At 45.7% G+C, this 17535-nt stretch carries 14 protein-coding genes and 1 pseudogene; 12 read left to right on the top strand and 3 right to left on the bottom strand.

Annotated elements, in window-relative coordinates; translation table 11 throughout:
• Positions 1 to 26: 26 nt before the first annotated feature.
• A complete protein-coding gene (lutP, locus tag NSQ83_RS18035; RefSeq protein ID WP_173614312.1) occupies positions 27 to 1718 on the bottom strand; it encodes an L-lactate permease LutP in 1692 nt (563 codons plus the stop codon).
• A gap of 227 nt (positions 1719 to 1945) precedes the next feature.
• Between lutP and lutR the strand changes: the two genes are divergently transcribed.
• From lutR to ganB, 7 genes and pseudogenes are all read left to right on the top strand, one after another.
• Positions 1946 to 2668, top strand: a complete 723-nt coding sequence (gene lutR / locus NSQ83_RS18030) for an L-lactate utilization/bacilysin biosynthesis transcriptional regulator LutR (protein ID WP_173614311.1) — start codon at positions 1946 to 1948, stop codon at positions 2666 to 2668.
• A gap of 181 nt (positions 2669 to 2849) precedes the next feature.
• Positions 2850 to 3842 carry a galactan degradation operon transcriptional regulator GanR gene (gene ganR, locus NSQ83_RS18025; protein WP_003244199.1) on the top strand — a complete coding sequence of 331 codons (993 nt, stop codon included), beginning with the start codon at positions 2850 to 2852 and terminating at the stop codon, positions 3840 to 3842.
• 140 nt (positions 3843 to 3982) lie between these two features.
• Positions 3983 to 5248 carry an extracellular solute-binding protein gene (ganS, locus tag NSQ83_RS18020; RefSeq protein ID WP_204551389.1) on the top strand — a complete coding sequence of 422 codons (1266 nt, stop codon included), beginning with the start codon at positions 3983 to 3985 and terminating at the stop codon, positions 5246 to 5248.
• Between the two features lie 39 nt (positions 5249 to 5287).
• Positions 5288 to 6546: pseudogene (ganP, locus tag NSQ83_RS18015) on the top strand (arabinogalactan oligomer ABC transporter permease GanP).
• Positions 6547 to 6549: 3 nt separating this feature from the next.
• Entirely contained in the window at positions 6550 to 7401 is an 852-nt protein-coding gene (ganQ, locus tag NSQ83_RS18010; protein ID WP_204551388.1) for a sugar ABC transporter permease, read from the top strand.
• A gap of 18 nt (positions 7402 to 7419) precedes the next feature.
• Positions 7420 to 9483: a beta-galactosidase gene (ganA, locus tag NSQ83_RS18005; protein WP_204551387.1), complete on the top strand. Its 2064-nt coding sequence runs from the start codon at positions 7420 to 7422 to the stop codon at positions 9481 to 9483.
• An 80-nt stretch (positions 9484 to 9563) separates the two neighbouring features.
• Positions 9564 to 10853, top strand: coding sequence for an arabinogalactan endo-beta-1,4-galactanase (ganB, locus tag NSQ83_RS18000; RefSeq protein WP_204551386.1), 1290 nt, complete (start codon positions 9564 to 9566; stop codon positions 10851 to 10853).
• Positions 10854 to 10906: 53 nt separating this feature from the next.
• Here the strand turns inward: ganB and rsbP are convergent, their stop codons facing one another.
• Both rsbP and rsbQ read right to left on the bottom strand, forming a co-directional pair.
• Positions 10907 to 12118, bottom strand: coding sequence for a SpoIIE family protein phosphatase (gene rsbP, locus NSQ83_RS17995; protein WP_204551385.1), 1212 nt, complete (start codon positions 12116 to 12118; stop codon positions 10907 to 10909).
• A 35-nt stretch (positions 12119 to 12153) separates the two neighbouring features.
• Positions 12154 to 12963, bottom strand: coding sequence for a sigma factor SigB/phosphatase RsbP regulator RsbQ (rsbQ, locus tag NSQ83_RS17990; RefSeq protein WP_003228292.1), 810 nt, complete (start codon positions 12961 to 12963; stop codon positions 12154 to 12156).
• Positions 12964 to 13247: 284 nt separating this feature from the next.
• Between rsbQ and NSQ83_RS17985 the strand changes: the two genes are divergently transcribed.
• The 5 genes from NSQ83_RS17985 (at position 13248) to lutA (ending at position 17520) form a co-directional block, all read left to right on the top strand.
• Positions 13248 to 14153 (top strand): ABC transporter ATP-binding protein, encoded by a 906-nt coding sequence (locus NSQ83_RS17985; protein WP_204551384.1) that lies wholly within the window; start codon positions 13248 to 13250, stop codon positions 14151 to 14153.
• A complete protein-coding gene (locus tag NSQ83_RS17980) occupies positions 14154 to 14891 on the top strand; it encodes an ABC transporter permease (protein ID WP_204551383.1) in 738 nt (245 codons plus the stop codon). It abuts the gene before it with no gap.
• Between the two features lie 3 nt (positions 14892 to 14894).
• Positions 14895 to 16010 (top strand): sensor histidine kinase, encoded by a 1116-nt coding sequence (gene yvfT / locus NSQ83_RS17975; protein ID WP_204551382.1) that lies wholly within the window; start codon positions 14895 to 14897, stop codon positions 16008 to 16010.
• 16 nt (positions 16011 to 16026) lie between these two features.
• Complete coding sequence (gene yvfU / locus NSQ83_RS17970) at positions 16027 to 16629, top strand: two-component system response regulator YvfU (RefSeq protein ID WP_003228302.1); 603 nt, start codon at positions 16027 to 16029, stop codon at positions 16627 to 16629.
• A 174-nt stretch (positions 16630 to 16803) separates the two neighbouring features.
• Positions 16804 to 17520 (top strand): lactate utilization iron-sulfur protein LutA, encoded by a 717-nt coding sequence (gene lutA / locus NSQ83_RS17965; protein WP_119899768.1) that lies wholly within the window; start codon positions 16804 to 16806, stop codon positions 17518 to 17520.
• Positions 17521 to 17535 lie beyond the last annotated feature (15 nt).

Here is a 17535-nt window from a genome sequence, read left to right as displayed (position 1 = left end):
AATCCTCCCTAGACGGGAGGATTTTTTTAAGGAATCATCCAGCTGAATACGTGATGCTGCAAAAAGGTGATGATACAAACGAGCAGCAGCAAAAACAGACTGTGTTTAATGGTAAAGCGGAAAAGATCTGACTCCTTTCCGGCGAGTCCTACGGCGGCGCACGCCACCGCTATCGACTGCGGCGAAATCATTTTTCCTGTGACACCGCCTGAAGAGTTGGCGGCGACAGACAGGACAGGGTCCATACCGACCGATAACGCGGTGACTTTCTGCAGGTTGCCGAACAGCAGGTTGGCGGAAGTATCCGAGCCGGTAATGAAGACGCCGAGCCAGCCGAGGACGGGCGAAAAGAAGGTAAACATCGAACCTGTCAGCGCGAGTGTCATCCCGAGTGTCGTGCTCATTCCCGAGGAGTTGGTGACATAGGCAAAACCAACGACAGAAGCAATGGTCAAAATCGGAAGCTTCAATTCTTGGACTGTTTCTTTAAAAACGGTTCCCCAGTCTTTCCACGAAATCGCCGTGATGAACTTTGACAGCACTGCGGCAATCAATATCGCGGTGCCGGCTGAACCAAGCACCTCCAGCTTGTAAACCGCTTCAATCGGCGTACCGTCAGCATTTACAATCTGATTGTTCAAAAAAGGCACACCGGGGGCAAAAGTCAGTTTTTCTCCAACTGCATTGAGCCACTTCAAGAACACCGCAGAGCCTTCATAATGCCCGGTCAGTGCAGATTTGACAGATGGAATGCCCCATACGGAAATCATCGCTGTCAGCAGCAGAAATGGCGACCAAGCCTTAAAAATCTGTCCGCCGCTGTACGCAGGCGCCGCCGGATTTGTGCGCGCCGTTTCAATTGAGGCGGCCGACTCTTGTTCACCGGCAAACCGGAATGTTGTTTTCGGCTTCCACCATTTCAAAAACACAGCAAGTGCAGCCATTGAAACAAGAGCTGACAAAACATCGGGCAGCTCAGGTCCTAAAAAATTGGAACTGAGATATTGAACAACGGCAAAGGAAACACCGGATACGAGAATCGCCGGCCAGACCTCCAAGGCTTTCCTGAAACCGCTCATGATGATGATTAAATAAAGAGGAATAAATACGGATAAAAACGGCAGCTGCCGCCCGACCATTTGCGAAATCTCCATCGCCGGAATCCCTGTCGGCCCTTCTACGGCTGTAATTGGAATCCCAATCGCCCCAAAGGCAACCGGCGCCGTATTGGCGATCAAACAGATCCCCGCAGCATAAAGAGGATTAAAGCCGAGACCGACCAGCAGCGCGGCAGAAATGGCGACCGGCGCTCCGAAGCCTGCTGCCCCTTCTAAAAAAGCCCCGAATGAAAAAGCGATCAAGAGAGCTTGAAGCCGTCGGTCATCAGTAATCGAGAGAACAGAGCTGCGAATGACATCAAACTGTCCCGTTTTCACAGTGATTTTATACAAAAAAACAGACGTCACAATGATCCAGCCGATCGGCAACAATCCGTATACGGCTCCTTGTGTCGCGGACATCAGCGCTTTTTCCGCCGGCATCCGATAAACCAATACAGCAATGACAAGGGCGATCCCCAATGTGGCCAAGCCTGCTGTATACCCCTTCATCCGTTTAATCGCGAGTGCCCAAAAAAAGAAAATAATCGGTACAAGTGCGGCAAGCGCTGATAATAGCAAATTTCCCCCTATAGGCGTATATGCCTGTGTCCATTGCATCCCAAACCCCTCCTTGAAACATAAACTGGCGCCATATGTAAGCGGTTTCTATAGATGATATGATCATCTGATGACTGGGTAATAAGACCAGTTACCTAGCATTATATTTTGAAAAAAATCAAAGTACAAGACTTTTTGACAAAATAGTCAAAATCTTTTGGCGGCCCACAAAACAGAGTATAATAGATCGTAAACAGCCAGACCTACAAGTTACGGGGTGAATTGCATTGAAATACAAACAGATTAAAACAAAAAAAATATATGAAGAAGTAGCGGATGCCCTATTAGATATGATCAAAAACGGCGAATTAAAGCCGGGGGATAAACTGGACTCTGTTCAGGCGCTTGCTGAGAGCTTTCAAGTCAGCCGTTCAGCGGTTCGCGAAGCACTTTCTGCGTTAAAAGCGATGGGGCTTGTCGAAATGAAACAGGGAGAAGGCACGTACCTGAAGGAATTTGAGCTCAATCAAATTTCTCAGCCGCTCTCAGCCGCCCTTCTGATGAAAAAAGAGGACGTCAAGCAGCTGCTCGAGGTCAGAAAACTGCTTGAAATCGGCGTGGCTTCACTAGCGGCTGAAAAAAGGACAGAAGCAGATCTCGAAAGAATTCAGGATGCACTGAAGGAAATGGGCAGCATTGAAGCGGACGGGGAGCTGGGAGAGAAAGCAGACTTTGCATTTCATCTTGCGCTTGCGACCGCTTCTCAAAATGAACTTCTTAAACACTTGATGAATCACGTGTCATCATTGCTGCTGGAAACAATGAGGGAAACGAGGAAAATCTGGCTGTTTTCCAAGAAGACCTCCGTTCAGCGGCTGTATGAGGAGCACGAACGGATTTACAATGCTGTGGCTGCCGGGAACGGTGCAGAGGCGGAAGCCGCCATGCTGGCGCATTTGACGAATGTGGAAGATGTGCTTTCGGGATATTTCGAGGAAAATGTGCAATAACCAACTCATTTCCCGGGCAATTCCGCCGGTTCCGAATGATACGAACAACTGAGACTGAGCCGCAAATGGTTCAGTCTTTTTACATGAGGCAGCCAGAGGGCTTTGTGCACTTGACATTTGCGAAAAAGAAAGTAAAATATTTTACTAAAACAATGCGAGCTGAATAATGGAGGCAGATGCAATGGCGACAATTAAAGATATCGCGCAGGAAGCGGGATTTTCAATCTCAACCGTTTCCCGCGTTTTAAATAACGATGAAAGCCTTTCTGTTCCTGATGAGACACGGGAGAAAATCTATGAAGCGGCGGAGAAACTCAATTACCGCAAAAAAACAGTAAGGCCGCTGGTAAAACATATTGCGTTTTTATATTGGCTGACAGATAAAGAAGAATTAGAAGATGTCTATTTTAAAACGATGAGATTAGAAGTAGAGAAACTGGCGAAAGCATTCAATGTTGATATGACCACTTATAAAATAGCGGATGGAATCGAGAGCATTCCTGAACATACGGAAGGGTTTATTGCCGTTGGCACATTTTCAGATGAAGAGCTGGCTTTCCTCAGAAATCTCACTGAAAATGGCGTGTTCATCGATTCAACTCCTGATCCCGATCATTTTGACTCGGTAAGGCCAGATTTGGCACAAATGACAAGGAAGACGGTAAACATCCTGACTGAGAAGGGGCATAAGAGCATCGGTTTTATTGGCGGCACATACAAAAATCCGAATACCAATCAGGATGAAATGGACATCCGTGAACAAACCTTCAGATCCTATATGAGGGAAAAAGCCATGCTGGACGAGCGCTATATTTTTTGTCATCGCGGATTCTCTGTAGAAAACGGCTACCGTCTGATGTCAGCAGCTATCGACACATTAGGCGATCAGCTTCCGACTGCTTTTATGATTGCAGCGGACCCGATTGCAGTGGGCTGTCTGCAAGCCCTGAACGAAAAAGGAATTGCCATACCAAACAGGGTAAGCATTGTGAGTATCAACAACATCAGCTTCGCGAAGTATGTCTCGCCTCCTTTGACGACGTTTCATATTGATATACATGAATTATGTAAAAATGCTGTTCAATTACTGCTTGAACAAGTGCAGGACAAGAGAAGAACGGTAAAAACATTATATGTGGGCGCAGAATTAATCGTCAGGAAGAGTATGAATTAAGGATGACTTAGGACACTAAGTCATTTTTTATTTAGGTAAAAAAATTTACTATAGAAGGTAAAAAGTTTGTTTACACATTTTCTCAGGCGTGCTATATTATCTTTAAAGCGCTTTCATTCCTACCGAAAGGGTGACAATCAATGAAAATGGCAAAAAAGTGTTCCGTATTCATGCTCTGCGCAGCTGTCAGTTTATCCTTGGCGGCTTGCGGCCCAAAGGAAAGCAGCAGCGCCAAATCGAGTTCAAAAGGATCAGAGCTTGTTGTATGGGAGGATAAAGAAAAGAGCATCGGCATTAAAGACGCCGTTGCTGCGTTTGAAAAAGAGCATGATGTGAAGGTCAAAGTCGTTGAAAAACCGTATGCCAAGCAGATTGAAGATTTGCGAATGGACGGACCGGCCGGCACAGGCCCTGACGTGTTAACAATGCCAGGGGACCAAATCGGAACCGCTGTCACGGAAGGATTACTCAAGGAATTACATGTCAAAAAAGACGTTCAATCACTTTATACTGACGCTTCCATTCAGTCTCAAATGGTAGATCAAAAGCTTTATGGACTGCCAAAAGCGGTCGAAACGACTGTCCTTTTTTACAACAAAGATCTCATCTCCGAAAAGGAATTGCCCAAAACGCTGGAAGAGTGGTACGACTATTCCAAAAAGACTGCTGATGGTAGCAAATTTGGCTTTTTAGCCTTATTCGATCAAATTTATTATGCGGAAAGTGTAATGAGCGGATACGGCGGTTACATCTTTGGAAAGGACAAAGACGGCAGCTATAACCCGTCAGACATTGGAATCAATAATGAAGGCGCTGTCAAAGGTGCGGCGCTGATGCAGAAGTTTTACAAAGATGGCTTGTTCCCGGCTGGCATTATTGGAGAACAAGGGATTAACGTATTGGAATCGCTGTTCACAGAAGGAAAAGCCGCCGCAATTATTTCTGGCCCATGGAATGTAGAAGCTTTTTCAAAAGCAGGAATCAATTATGGCATTACGAAACTGCCGAAGCTGGAAAATGGGAAAAACATGAGCTCCTTTATCGGCGTCAAAAGCTACAACGTCAGTGCATTTTCAAAGAATGCAGAGCTGGCGCAAGAATTAGCCGTTTTCCTGGCAAATGAAAAAAATTCTAAAACACGATATGAAGAAACGAAAGAAGTTCCTGCTGTGAAATCCCTAGCCAATGACCCGGCTATTATGAAAAGCGAGGCGGCACGGGCAGTTACTGAACAATCCCGTTTCTCAGAGCCAACACCAAATATTCCGGAAATGAATGAAATATGGACGCCGGCTGATTCAGCATTACAGACGGTTGCAACAGGGAAGGCGGATCCGAAACAAGCATTGGATCAAGCCGCTGAAACCGCCAAAGGACAAATTAAGGCAAAGCACAGCGGAAAATAAAGAGGAAGCTAGATTTGTATTGTAAGAGAGGTGAAAACGGTGCAGCATCGTCAAGTCGCTTTGTTGCTTTCTATCATTCCGGGACTCGGGCAATTTTATAACAAGCAATGGATAAAAGGTATTGTCTTTCTTTTCTTAGGCGCATCGTTTTTTGCGGTCTTTGGAGATCTGCTCAATATGGGGTTTTGGGGAATCTTTACACTGGGAACAGAAGTGCCGCGGGATAATTCCGTTTTTCTGCTGGCGGAAGGAATTATTGCTGTCATCGTGACCTGCTTTGGCCTTGCGGTGTATTATGTAAATCTTCGCGATGCGTTCCAAAGCGGAAAACAGCGTGATGAAAACAAGCCATTAAGTTCCTTAAAGGAACAATACCAGCATATCATTTCTGAGGGCTATCCATATGTCGTCAGCGGCCCATCTTTGTTTATTTTAATTTTCGCCGTGATCTTTCCTATCTTATTCAGCTTTGCATTAGCGTTTACAAACTATGATTTGTATCATTCTCCTCCTGCAAAATTAATTGATTGGGTAGGTTTTCAAACGTTCGCAAATATTTTCACAGTTGATATTTGGAGGTCGACTTTTTTTTTGATGTACTGGCTTGGACGGTGGTTTGGACACTTGCTGCATCCACACTGCAAGTCAGCTTGGGGATTTTTCTCGCGATCATTGTTAACCAGAAAGACCTTCGGTTTAAACGTTTTTTCCGGACGATTCTGATTTTGCCATGGGCCGTTCCCGGTTTTGTGACGATTTTAATTTTTGCGGGACTGTTTAATGATAGCTTCGGTGCGATGAATCACGACATCTTGGCTTTCTTCGGGATAGATCCGCTTCCGTGGATGACAGATGCCAATTGGTCGAGGCTTGCATTGATTCTCATGCAGGGCTGGCTTGGATTTCCGTACATCTTTCTCGTCTCAACAGGCGTATTGCAATCCATCCCGGACGATCTGTATGAAGCAGCTACGATTGATGGCGCTTCTGTCTTTTCAAAGTTGAGATACATCACGCTTCCAATGGTGTTCATTGCAATGGCTCCGATTATCATTACCCAGTTTACGTTTAATTTTAATAACTTTAATATTATCTATCTATTCAATGGCGGAGGTCCGGCTGTAACCGGATCAACAGCCGGCGGGACAGATATCCTCGTTTCATGGATTTATAAATTGACAATGCAGTCCAGTCAATATTCTCTTGCTGCGGCTTTAACCATTTTATTATCTGTATTTGTTATCTCCATCGCATTGTGGCAATTCAGACAGACAAAGTCTTTTAAAGAGGGGGCATAAGGTATGCTGGCAGATATGAAAGTCAGAAAATATATCCGTCTCCTTTTCTCTTACTTGTTGCTAGCCTTTATGGCGGTCATCATTGTTTATCCTCTCCTTTGGACGGCAGGCGCAAGCTTTAACCCTGGCAACAGCTTAATCAGTACATCCATCATTCCGAAGCATCCGACATTCGACCATTACAAGGAATTATTTGCGGGCAAAGAAAGCCTTCAATATGTGCAGTGGTATGTCAACTCAATGAAGATCAGCCTGTTTACAATGGCAGGGTCTTTGCTCTGTGTGACGTTTACAGCCTATGCGTTTTCGCGCTTTCGCTTCAAAGGCAGGAAATACGCTTTAACGCTCTTTTTATTGCTGCAGATGATTCCTCAGTTTTCGGCTTTAATTGCCTTGTTTGTGCTGGCGCAAATCTTGGGAATGATCAATAGCCACTGGCTGCTAATCTTGCTTTATATCGGCGGCCTGATCCCGATGAATACGTATTTGATGAAAGGGTACATGGATTCCATTCCGATGGATTTAGACGAAAGCGCCAAGATTGACGGAGCCAGCAGCACCAGAATCTTCTTCCAGATCATTCTGCCATTATCAAAACCGATGGCGGCAGTCGTGGCCATGAACGGCTTTACCGGTCCGCTCGGAGATTTTGTGCTGTCCTCAACCATATTGAGAACGCCTGAATCATATACATTGCCCGTCGGTCTATTCAATTTAGTGAATGATGTCATGGGGGCCAGCTATACGACATTTGCGGCCGGAGCCCTGCTTATCAGCATACCGGTTGCCCTCATCTTTATCATGCTGCAAAAGAATTTTGTGTCCGGATTAACCGCAGGCGGAACGAAGGGCTAAGAGAAAAAGGAGGAGAATGTGATGTCAAAGCTTGAAAAAACGCACGTAACCGAAGCGAAATTTATGCTCCATGGGGGAGACTACAACCCCGATCAGTGGCTGGATCGGCCCGATATTTTAGCTGACGATATCAAACTGATGAAGCTTTCTCATACGAATACGTTTTCTGTCGGCATTTTTGCATGGAGCGCACTTGAGCCGGAGGAGGGTGTATATCAATTTGAATGGCTGGATGATATTTTTGAGCGGATTCACAGTATAGGCGGCCGGGTCATATTAGCAACGCCGAGCGGAGCCCGTCCGGCCTGGCTGTCGCAAACCTATCCGGAAGTTTTGCGCGTCAATGCCTCCCGCGTCAAACAGCTGCACGGCGGAAGGCACAACCACTGCCTCACATCTAAAGTCTACCGAGAAAAAACACGGCACATCAACCGCTTATTAGCAGAACGATACGGACATCACCCGGCGCTGTTAATGTGGCACATTTCAAACGAATACGGGGGAGATTGCCACTGTGATTTATGCCAGCATGCTTTCCGGGAGTGGCTGAAATCGAAATATGACAACAGCCTCAAGACATTGAACCATGCGTGGTGGACCCCTTTTTGGAGCCATACGTTCAATGACTGGTCACAAATTGAAAGCCCTTCGCCGATCGGTGAAAATGGCTTGCATGGCCTGAATTTAGATTGGCGCCGGTTCGTCACCGATCAAACGATTTCGTTTTATGAAAATGAAATCATTCCGCTGAAAGAATTGACGCCTGATATCCCTATCACAACGAATTTTATGGCTGACACACCGGATTTGATCCCGTATCAGGGCCTCGACTACAGCAAATTTGCAAAGCATGTCGATGCCATCAGCTGGGACGCTTATCCTGTCTGGCACAATGACTGGGAAAGCACAGCTGATTTGGCGATGAAGGTCGGCTTTATCAATGATCTGTACCGAAGCTTGAAACAGCAGCCTTTCTTATTAATGGAGTGTACGCCAAGCGCGGTCAATTGGCATAACGTCAACAAGGCAAAGCGCCCGGGCATGAATCTGCTGTCATCCATGCAAATGATTGCCCACGGCTCGGACAGCGTTCTCTATTTCCAATACCGCAAATCACGGGGGTCATCAGAAAAATTACACGGAGCGGTTGTGGATCATGACAATAGCCCGAAGAACCGCGTCTTTCAAGAAGTGGCCAAGGTAGGCGAGACATTGGAACGGCTGTCGGAAGTTGTCGGAACAAAGAGGCCGGCTCAAACCGCGATTTTATATGACTGGGAAAATCATTGGGCGCTCGAGGATGCTCAGGGGTTTGCGAAGGCGACAAAACGTTATCCGCAAACGCTTCAGCAGCATTACCGCACATTCTGGGAACACGATATCCCTGTCGACGTCATCACGAAAGAACAAGACTTTTCACCATATAAACTGCTGATCGTCCCGATGCTGTATTTAATCAGCGAGGACACCATTTCCCGTTTAAAAGCGTTTACGGCTGACGGCGGCACCTTAGTCATGACGTATATCAGCGGGGTTGTGAATGAGCATGACTTAACATACACAGGCGGATGGCATCCGGATCTTCAAGCTATATTTGGAGTTGAGCCTCTTGAAACGGACACCCTGTATCCGAAGGATCGAAACGCTGTCAGCTACCGCAGCCAAATATATGAAATGAAGGATTATGCAACCGTGATTGATGTAAAGACAGCTTCAGTGGAAGCGGTGTATCAAGAAGATTTTTATGCGCGCACGCCAGCGGTCACAAGCCATGAGTATCAGCAGGGCAAGGCGTATTTTATCGGCGCGCGTTTGGAGGATCAATTTCAGCGTGATTTCTATGAGGGTCTGATCACAGACCTGTCTCTTTCTCCAGTTTTTCCGGTTCGGCACGGAAAAGGCGTCTCCGTACAAGCGAGGCAGGATCAGGACAATGATTATATTTTTGTGATGAACTTTACGGAAGAAAAACAACTGGTCACGTTTGACCAGAGTGTGAAGGACATAATGACAGGAGACATATTGTCAGGCGACCTGACGATGGAAAAGTATGAAGTGAGAATTGTCGTAAACACACATTAGGCTGATGCTCCGCTCGATATGGGCGGATTCTTTTTTCTATAAGAATGAAACCGCTTACTAAGTCTTGGGGGGATGAAATCATGAAAAGCAAAGTGAAAATGTTCTTTGCGGCTGCCATCGTGTGGAGTGCATGTAGTTCAACAGGATATGCCGCTGCCATTGAGAAGGAGAAGCACGTGTCAAAGCTTCGGGAAGAGGATATTTTTGTTAAAAAAGTAGAGGGGATGAACAAGGATTTTATCAAAGGGGCAGATGTGTCCAGCGTTATTGCTTTGGAAAACAGCGGTGTCACCTTTTACAATACAAGCGGAAAACGCCAGGACATCTTTACAACCTTAAAACAGGCTGGGGTCAACTATGTTCGCGTCCGCATCTGGAATCACCCGTATGATTCAAATGGCAATGGATATGGCGGGGGAAACAATGATGTTCAAAAAGCCATCGAAATCGGAAAAAGAGCGACAGCGAACGGAATGAAGGTGCTGGCCGACTTTCACTACTCTGATTTCTGGGCCGATCCAGCGAAACAAAAGGTGCCCAAAGCCTGGGCGAATCTCAGCTTTGAAGCAAAAAAAGCAAGGCTCTATGAGTATACGAAACAAAGCCTGCAAAAGATGATCAAGGAAGGCGTTGACATCGGCATGGTTCAGGTCGGAAATGAAACAACAGGAGGATTTGCCGGTGAGACTGATTGGACGAAGATGTGCCAATTATTTAATGAAGGAAGCCGAGCGGTCAGGGAGACAAATTCAAATATTTTGGTCGCCCTGCATTTTACCAATCCTGAAACGGCTGGAAGGTATTCATTTATTGCGGAAACACTCAGCAAAAACAAAGTGGATTATGATGTGTTTGCGAGCTCCTATTATCCTTTCTGGCATGGCACATTACAAAATTTGACCTCCGTGCTGAAGGCTGTTGCCAATACGTACGGCAAAAAAGTCATGGTGGCGGAGACATCGTACACCTATACCGCTGAGGATGGCGATGGGCATGGAAATACAGCACCAAAAAGCGGGCAGACGCTGCCATATCCAATTTCTGTTCAAGGCCAGGCAACTGCAGTAAGAGATGCAATGGAGGCAGTGGCGAATACGGGCAAAGCAGGACTTGGTGTTTTCTACTGGGAGCCGGCGTGGATTCCAGTCGGGCCGAAGACACAGATAGAGAAAAACAAAGTGTTATGGGAAACATACGGGTCAGGGTGGGCGTCCAGCTATGCTGCTGAATACGACCCTGAAGACGCCGGGAAGTGGTATGGGGGAAGTGCTGTAGATAATCAAGCTTTATTTGATTTTAATGGACACCCGCTGCCTTCCTTGCAGGTGTTTCAATATGCGGAGTCAGGACATATTCCAAAGAAACGCTGAAACAAAAAAATCCATGAGATGTAACAAATCATTGTTATGTCTCATGGATCATTTTATTTTACATCAACTAATATAAAACATTCGTCATCACTCTTATGATGAGCTTCCTTTTGATGCTGCAGTGATGTAAGGATTTTCTCCTTCAGGTCAGCGATTGGCGAATCAGGATGATCCTTTAGTAAATCAAATAAATAACATGAAGCCGTAGGATCCATCACGCCATCCGTATACAGAAGCAATCTTCCATCCTCCGTGTATGAAAGGCTGCTTGACTGAAACTCTAAGTCTTCAAACATCCCGATCGGAGGCGAGGTCGCGTGAAGCAGATGTTGAGTTCCGCTATCGTCCTGCCAAAGTGCCGGCGGATGCCCTGCGTTGACATAATCAATTCTTTGCCGTGCTATATCAATCTCGAGATAAATAGCAGTGCAATAATGTCTTGCTTCCTCATCATTTTGAAACAAGCTGTGAAGGTGCCGGTCCAATTCCTTCATAACTTTAACGGGGCTGAGACCTTGCGTGATCTGGCGCTGGAACAAAGGATGAAGAGACATCGTAATCAATGCAGATGAAATTCCGTGCCCCATCACATCAAGGATAATAATGCCGTAACGGTGTTCATCGATTTGATAATATCCGTAAAGATCACCTGACAATTCACTCGATGCGTTGTAATAAGAGTCAATCTGAACCTGATCGTTTACAATCGGTTCAGTCAACGAGTTTTTCTGGATCTTTCTGGCGAGTTCAAGCTCTCTTTTGGTGTTTAATTTAAATTGTTGATTTTGTTTATTGATCTCAAGAAGTTCTTCTTGTTTTGCTTTCAGCGTTTCCAAGGCAATTTCTAACTCCGCATTGGCTTTCTGTTTGGCAAGCAAAGCTTCCTGAGCCTCATTTCTGGCTATCAGCAGCTCATTTTCATATTCATTTCGCTTTCGCATTGGAATCAGAACACAATCAAAGACAGAAGCCCCGCTATCGTGTCTCGCAATAGCATTGATAAGGACGGGAATTTCTTCTCCATCTCTTGCTTTCAGGGAAATGTATATTTCTTCGATGTGATGCTCCAATTTCAAAAGCGGAAAAAAATAAAGCTGGCAGAAAAGCTGTGCGGGAATGGTCAACATCATATTCATGTGCTGGCCGATAACCTGCTCCGGTTCATAATCCAGAATCTTGATAAGGGTGCGGTTGGCAGCTATGATCGACCCCTCTTCTGACAAAACGAGGAAACCGCATGGTGCATCATTCAATTGTTTGTCCATCTAAGAGGGTCACCTCTATCCCTTTCGTTCCTATATCACACGTGTGCTTTTAAATAATCGCCGATCAGCTGTATCGTCTCATCTGGATGGCTCATATGAGGGCAATGTCCGCGAGCCTCCATTTGTTTCAGACTGCTATAAGGCAGATGCTGATGCATATACTTACCTACTGTTGCAGGTGCGATGATATCATCTGCACATTGGAGAATAAGAGAGGGAACCGTTACCTTCGAAAGATCCTCTCGGTGATCAGAAAAAAACGCCGCTTTCGCGAATTGGCGGGCAATGACAGGATCAGTAGAACAAAAACGGCTTTCAAGCTCTTCCTTAATTTCAGGCCGATCTGGCTGATTCAGAACGGTTGCCGCAAATACAGTCGCCCAGCCGATATAATTTTTCTCCATCATCTCCAGCAAGCCAAGGAGCTGCTCCTCTTCAAATCCTCCGTAATACTCAGGCGGATCATTCAAATAGCAAGGAGAAGGCCCCACCATCACCAGATGGGAAAAAAGCTCCGGGCGGCGGATGGATGCAAGCATCCCAATCAAGGCCCCGACGGAGTGACCCACAAACACGGTTTCCTTCAGATCTAAAGCTTCACAAACATCAAGAACATCCTGGGCATAGCCGTCAAGTGTCTGGTAACGATTCAGGTCATATGCGCGCAAATCTGAATGTCCCGAACCGACGTAATCAAATAAAATCACCCGATGATCTTCTTCAAAGGCAGGTGCCACGGCATTCCACACGCTTTGATCGCATCCAAAACCAGGTGCGAACATGATAGATGCTTTGCCGCTGCCTTTCACCTTCACATGATTTCTAGACAAAATCGCTTCGTTCATGATTGGCTCCTTTCAGCCGGAAAGTAATATAAAGTTCAATATTTCTATCATAACACTCGGATGGTTTGAAGAGTGTATCTTTCTATGAATGTCACAGCAGTTTAAAAGAAAGAGGACATGGGAGATAGAAAAGATGGATGAATTGGAAGATGCAGGAGGAGGATTGCCTAGATACCGGGGTGAGTAAGAAAATGACATTTGTCACTTCATCATCATGACACCCCATACTAACATCGTCTTCTCCGTCATTTTACAATCAATGTAAACGATCAGGAGGTGCTCATGTGATGAAAGAAGCAATAACAGTAAGCAACGTGACAAAACATTTCCATCGAAAAACCGCTGTAAACCACATCAGCTTCAGTATTGAAAAAGGAGAAATTGCAGCCATTCTCGGGCCAAATGGGGCAGGGAAGACGACCGTCATCTCTATGATATTAGGATTGCTGAAACCGAGTGAGGGAGAAATCAAACTATTTAACCAGGTTCCCGATGATCAACAGGTTCGTGAAAAAATAGGTGTAATGCTTCAGGAAGTAAGTGTCATGCCGGGCCTTAAGGTGGATGAAATTCTTGAACTCTTCCGGAGCTATTATCCGAATCCATTGTCCATGAAAGAACTCGTTTCGTTAACAGCACTCACCAAAGAAGATTTGAAAACAAGAGCAGAAAAATTATCCGGTGGACAAAAACGCCGTTTGAGCTTTGCTTTGGCTCTTGCCGGGAACCCAGAGCTGCTTATACTTGATGAACCGACAGTCGGCATGGACACTTCATCAAGACACCGATTCTGGCAGACCATTCACGGACTGTCGGACCAAGGAAAAACAATTATTTTTTCAACTCATTATTTACAGGAAGCAGACGATGCCGCACAGCGAATCCTATTTTTTACTGAAGGACAGCTTGTTGCAGACGGCTCACCAATGCAAATCCGCTCAAGAATGCAAAAACAGTCTGTTTCCTTTACGCTTCATCCAAGTGAATCATTGGAAAGGCTGTCTTGTCACCCGGAAGTCGAGAGAATGATCCACGAGCATGAGAGAACCATCATCCAGACATCAAATACAGACAAAGTGTTGGCGCTGATCTTTCAAGAAAACATCCCAGCACGAGATATTCGAATTGAGCAAGCGACGCTCGATGATGCATTTCGCCAGCTGGCTGACGGCAACAGGGAGGCGATGTGAGTGAACATGCTGCAAAAGCAAAGCATCGCTGAAATGAAAAGGGTGCTTAGGAACAAGTACTTTGTGCTTTGGTCTCTGATCATGCCGATTGCCTTTTATTATCTCTTTACAAATGTAGTGAATACCAACGTTCCTGATCAACGTGCATGGGAAGCCCATTACCTGATGTCGATGACAGTCTTCAGCGTGATGGGTTCCTCTATCATGACGCTTGGCATCCGAATGGTACAAGAACGGTCACAAGGCTGGGCCGCCTTTATCCGCCTTACGCCTCTTCAGGATCATATCTATTTATCAGCTCAGATGATCGGCCAAAGTGTCATTCACGTTTTATCGATTACCGTCATATTTTTGTTCGGAGCAATCATCAATGATATTGCCTTGTCACCGTTTGAATGGATGATGAGCGGACTGTGGATTTTGTTTGGCGCATTGCCTTTTTTAGCATTAGGCACACTAATCGGCCTCATGAGAAAAGTAGAAACAGCGGCCGGAATCAGTAATGTGCTTTATATGCTGCTGGCTTTAGGCGGAGGGATGTGGATGCCGTTTGAGGTCATGCCTGACATGATGCAGAGCATTGGCCAGTGGCTTCCGTCTTATCATTTCGGGAGCGGAGCGTGGGAACTTGTCCGGGGTGGGAGTCCGACTTGGAAAAATATTCTGATATTAATCGCTTATATGATGCTCTTCATGCTACTATCTAAATATATAAGAAGAAAACAAGAAGCGGTGTAATACATGAAAAAGGCAATATCTATTTTCCCGAAGGAATTCGGGTTTTTCCCTTATATCTTTCTGGTGTATACGATTATGCCGTTCCTCTCTTTATTAAAAGAATCAGGTGTCAAACAGGGGATCGGATATGGCATGCTGCTCCTTTTTGTAGCGGCATATCGCCAGTTATTCTGCAGCGTGGGCAAAGCTTCGTTTACATATTGGCTTATCGTGCAAATGGCGGTTATTTTGATATATAGTGTGTTTTACAATATTACCTATATATACTTAGGTTTTTTCCCGGCAAACTTTGTTGGTTATTACAAAGAGAAAACGAATTTTAACCGTGCGTTCTGCGCTTTAATCTTTATACTGCTTTTTCCATGCCTATACCAATTTATCGCGAATTCGGTCTCGCTTCGGGAGCTTTTTTCTGTTCTCCCGTTTCTCGTCATTATGCTCATTTCTCCATTCGGCATTCGTTCTATGTTTCGGAGAATTGAGCTTGAAGCTAAGCTTGCACAAGCCAACGAACAGATAAAAGAACTCTCTAAAAGAGAGGAGCGTGTTCGAATCGCCCGTGATCTTCACGATACTCTTGGCCACACCCTGTCGCTGCTTACATTAAAAAGCCAGCTCATTCAGCGGCTGGCTGCATCTGATCCAGAACGGACCAAGCTTGAGGCAAAAGAAATGGAAACCAGTTCACGCTCCGCACTCAAGCAAGTTCGAGAGCTGGTTTCTGATATGAGAACGGTCACGATAACAGAGGAGCTCGTAAACATGCAGCACATATTAAGAGCGGGGAACATTACCTTTCAATACGAAGGAGCCGACGACTTTTCAGCGATATCTCCCGTCACTCAAAATATTATCAGTATGTGTATGCGGGAAGCCGTGACTAACATTATCAAGCACAGCAAAGCAACCCACTGTGCCATCACCATTTCTCAGTTTGCTGACAAAATGAGGATCGTGATACGGGATGACGGAAAGGGAGCGGCGAAGGAGAAAATGTTTGGGAATGGCCTGCAGGGAATGGAAGAACGGCTCATGCTCATTGAAGGGGGATTAACGGTTTCAGATCATAACGGAACGGTTGTGGCACTGACGATTCCGCTTATTAAAAAAGCAGAATGATTGGAGGACGAAAAGAATGATTCGTCTGTTTATTGCTGAGGACCAGCGAATGCTTTTAGGCGCTTTGGGATCCTTGCTTGATTTAGAAGAGGATATGACAGTCATCGGACAAGCATTAAACGGGGAAGAGGCGCTACATGCTATTTTGAAGCTGGAGCCGGATGTATGCATTATGGACATTGAAATGCCGGTTCGAAGCGGGCTGAATGTGGCAGAGGAATTAATGAAAAAAGGCTGCGTCAGCAAGGTCATTATTTTAACCACCTTTGCCCGCCCCGGATATTTTGAACGCGCCGTAAAGGCCGGTGCACATGGCTATCTGCTGAAAGACGGCGAAATTGACGATCTGGCCGATGCCATTCGAAAATGTGTAAAGGGAAAACGTGTCTTCAGCCCTGAGCTGACGTTTAATATGATGCGAGACGAAAATCCGCTAACCGTTAGAGAGCAAGAAATTCTGAGGCTTGCGGCTTTAGGCAAGACAACAAAAGACATTACGCTTGAGCTCTATTTATCTCAAGGCACAGTTCGAAACTATATCTCAGAAATCATCCAAAAGCTTAATGCGAAAAATCGGACAGAAGCCGCCAGCATCGCTGAGGAAAAGGGCTGGATTTAACCATATGCTGCACTCCTGGGAGATCGGGAGTGTTTTTGATATGCCACAAATGAAAATATCCCTAGAAAACTCTTTCCTTCCATTGTCAGAATAGTGTACGATATTCATATAGTTATTTTAACTCAGGTCATCAGATGACCTGATCATATATTGGGGATGAGAGAGGGGTTCATCATGAAAGTCTCACTTTTTGTCACTTGTCTTGTTGATATGTTTCAAACAAATGTCGGAAAAGCAACGGTTGAGCTGCTGGAGCGGCTTGGGTGCGAGGTTGATTTTCCGGAAGGGCAGATTTGCTGCGGGCAGCCGGCATACAACAGCGGCTATGTACATGACGCCAAAAAAGCAATGAAACGGATGATCGAAACGTTTCAGGATTCCGAATATGTTGTCAGTCCTTCCGGTTCCTGTACAACGATGTTCCGGGAGTATCCGCACCTGTTTCAGGATGATCCGAAATGGGCCGATAAAGCGAAAAAGCTGGCGGATAAAACGTATGAACTGACAGATTTTATTGTGAACGTCCTTGGAGTAGAGGATGTCGGCGCGACCCTTCATACAAAAGCGACCTTACATACGTCGTGCCATATGACTAGGCTGCTGGGTGTTCGGGAGGAGCCGATGAAGCTGTTGAGCCATGTGAAGGGCCTGCAGTTTACAGAGCTTCCGGGCAAACATAACTGCTGCGGATTCGGAGGAACGTTCTCCGTCAAGATGGCGCAGATTTCTGAGCAGATGGTCGATGAAAAAGTCGAATGTGTGGAGGAAACGGGAGCAGAGGTGCTGATCGGTGCTGACTGCGGCTGTTTGATGAATATCGGGGGACGGCTTGGCCGAAAAGATAAGAATGTCAAAGTGATGCACATCGCCGAAGTGCTCAACAGCAGATAAAACTGGATTCAGAGG

This window comes from Bacillus sp. PS217, assembly GCF_037963535.1.
GTDB lineage: Bacteria > Bacillota > Bacilli > Bacillales > Bacillaceae > Bacillus > Bacillus subtilis.
Note: the sequence above shows the minus strand (reverse complement) of the source record. Positions and strands in the feature narration are given on the sequence as shown.

Coding starts and splice junctions, on each gene's coding strand:
- rsbP (WP_204551385.1), bottom strand. CDS start 12,118: ATGGACAAACAATTGAATGATGCACCATGCGGTTTCCTCGTTTTGTCA.
- ganS (WP_204551389.1), top strand. CDS start 3,983: ATGAAAATGGCAAAAAAGTGTTCCGTATTCATGCTCTGCGCAGCTGTC.
- lutA (WP_119899768.1), top strand. CDS start 16,804: ATGAAAGTCTCACTTTTTGTCACTTGTCTTGTTGATATGTTTCAAACA.
- yvfU (WP_003228302.1), top strand. CDS start 16,027: ATGATTCGTCTGTTTATTGCTGAGGACCAGCGAATGCTTTTAGGCGCT.
- rsbQ (WP_003228292.1), bottom strand. CDS start 12,963: ATGAACGAAGCGATTTTGTCTAGAAATCATGTGAAGGTGAAAGGCAGC.
- ganQ (WP_204551388.1), top strand. CDS start 6,550: ATGCTGGCAGATATGAAAGTCAGAAAATATATCCGTCTCCTTTTCTCT.
- yvfT (WP_204551382.1), top strand. CDS start 14,895: ATGAAAAAGGCAATATCTATTTTCCCGAAGGAATTCGGGTTTTTCCCT.
- lutP (WP_173614312.1), bottom strand. CDS start 1,718: ATGCAATGGACACAGGCATATACGCCTATAGGGGGAAATTTGCTATTA.
- ganR (WP_003244199.1), top strand. CDS start 2,850: ATGGCGACAATTAAAGATATCGCGCAGGAAGCGGGATTTTCAATCTCA.
- ganB (WP_204551386.1), top strand. CDS start 9,564: ATGAAAAGCAAAGTGAAAATGTTCTTTGCGGCTGCCATCGTGTGGAGT.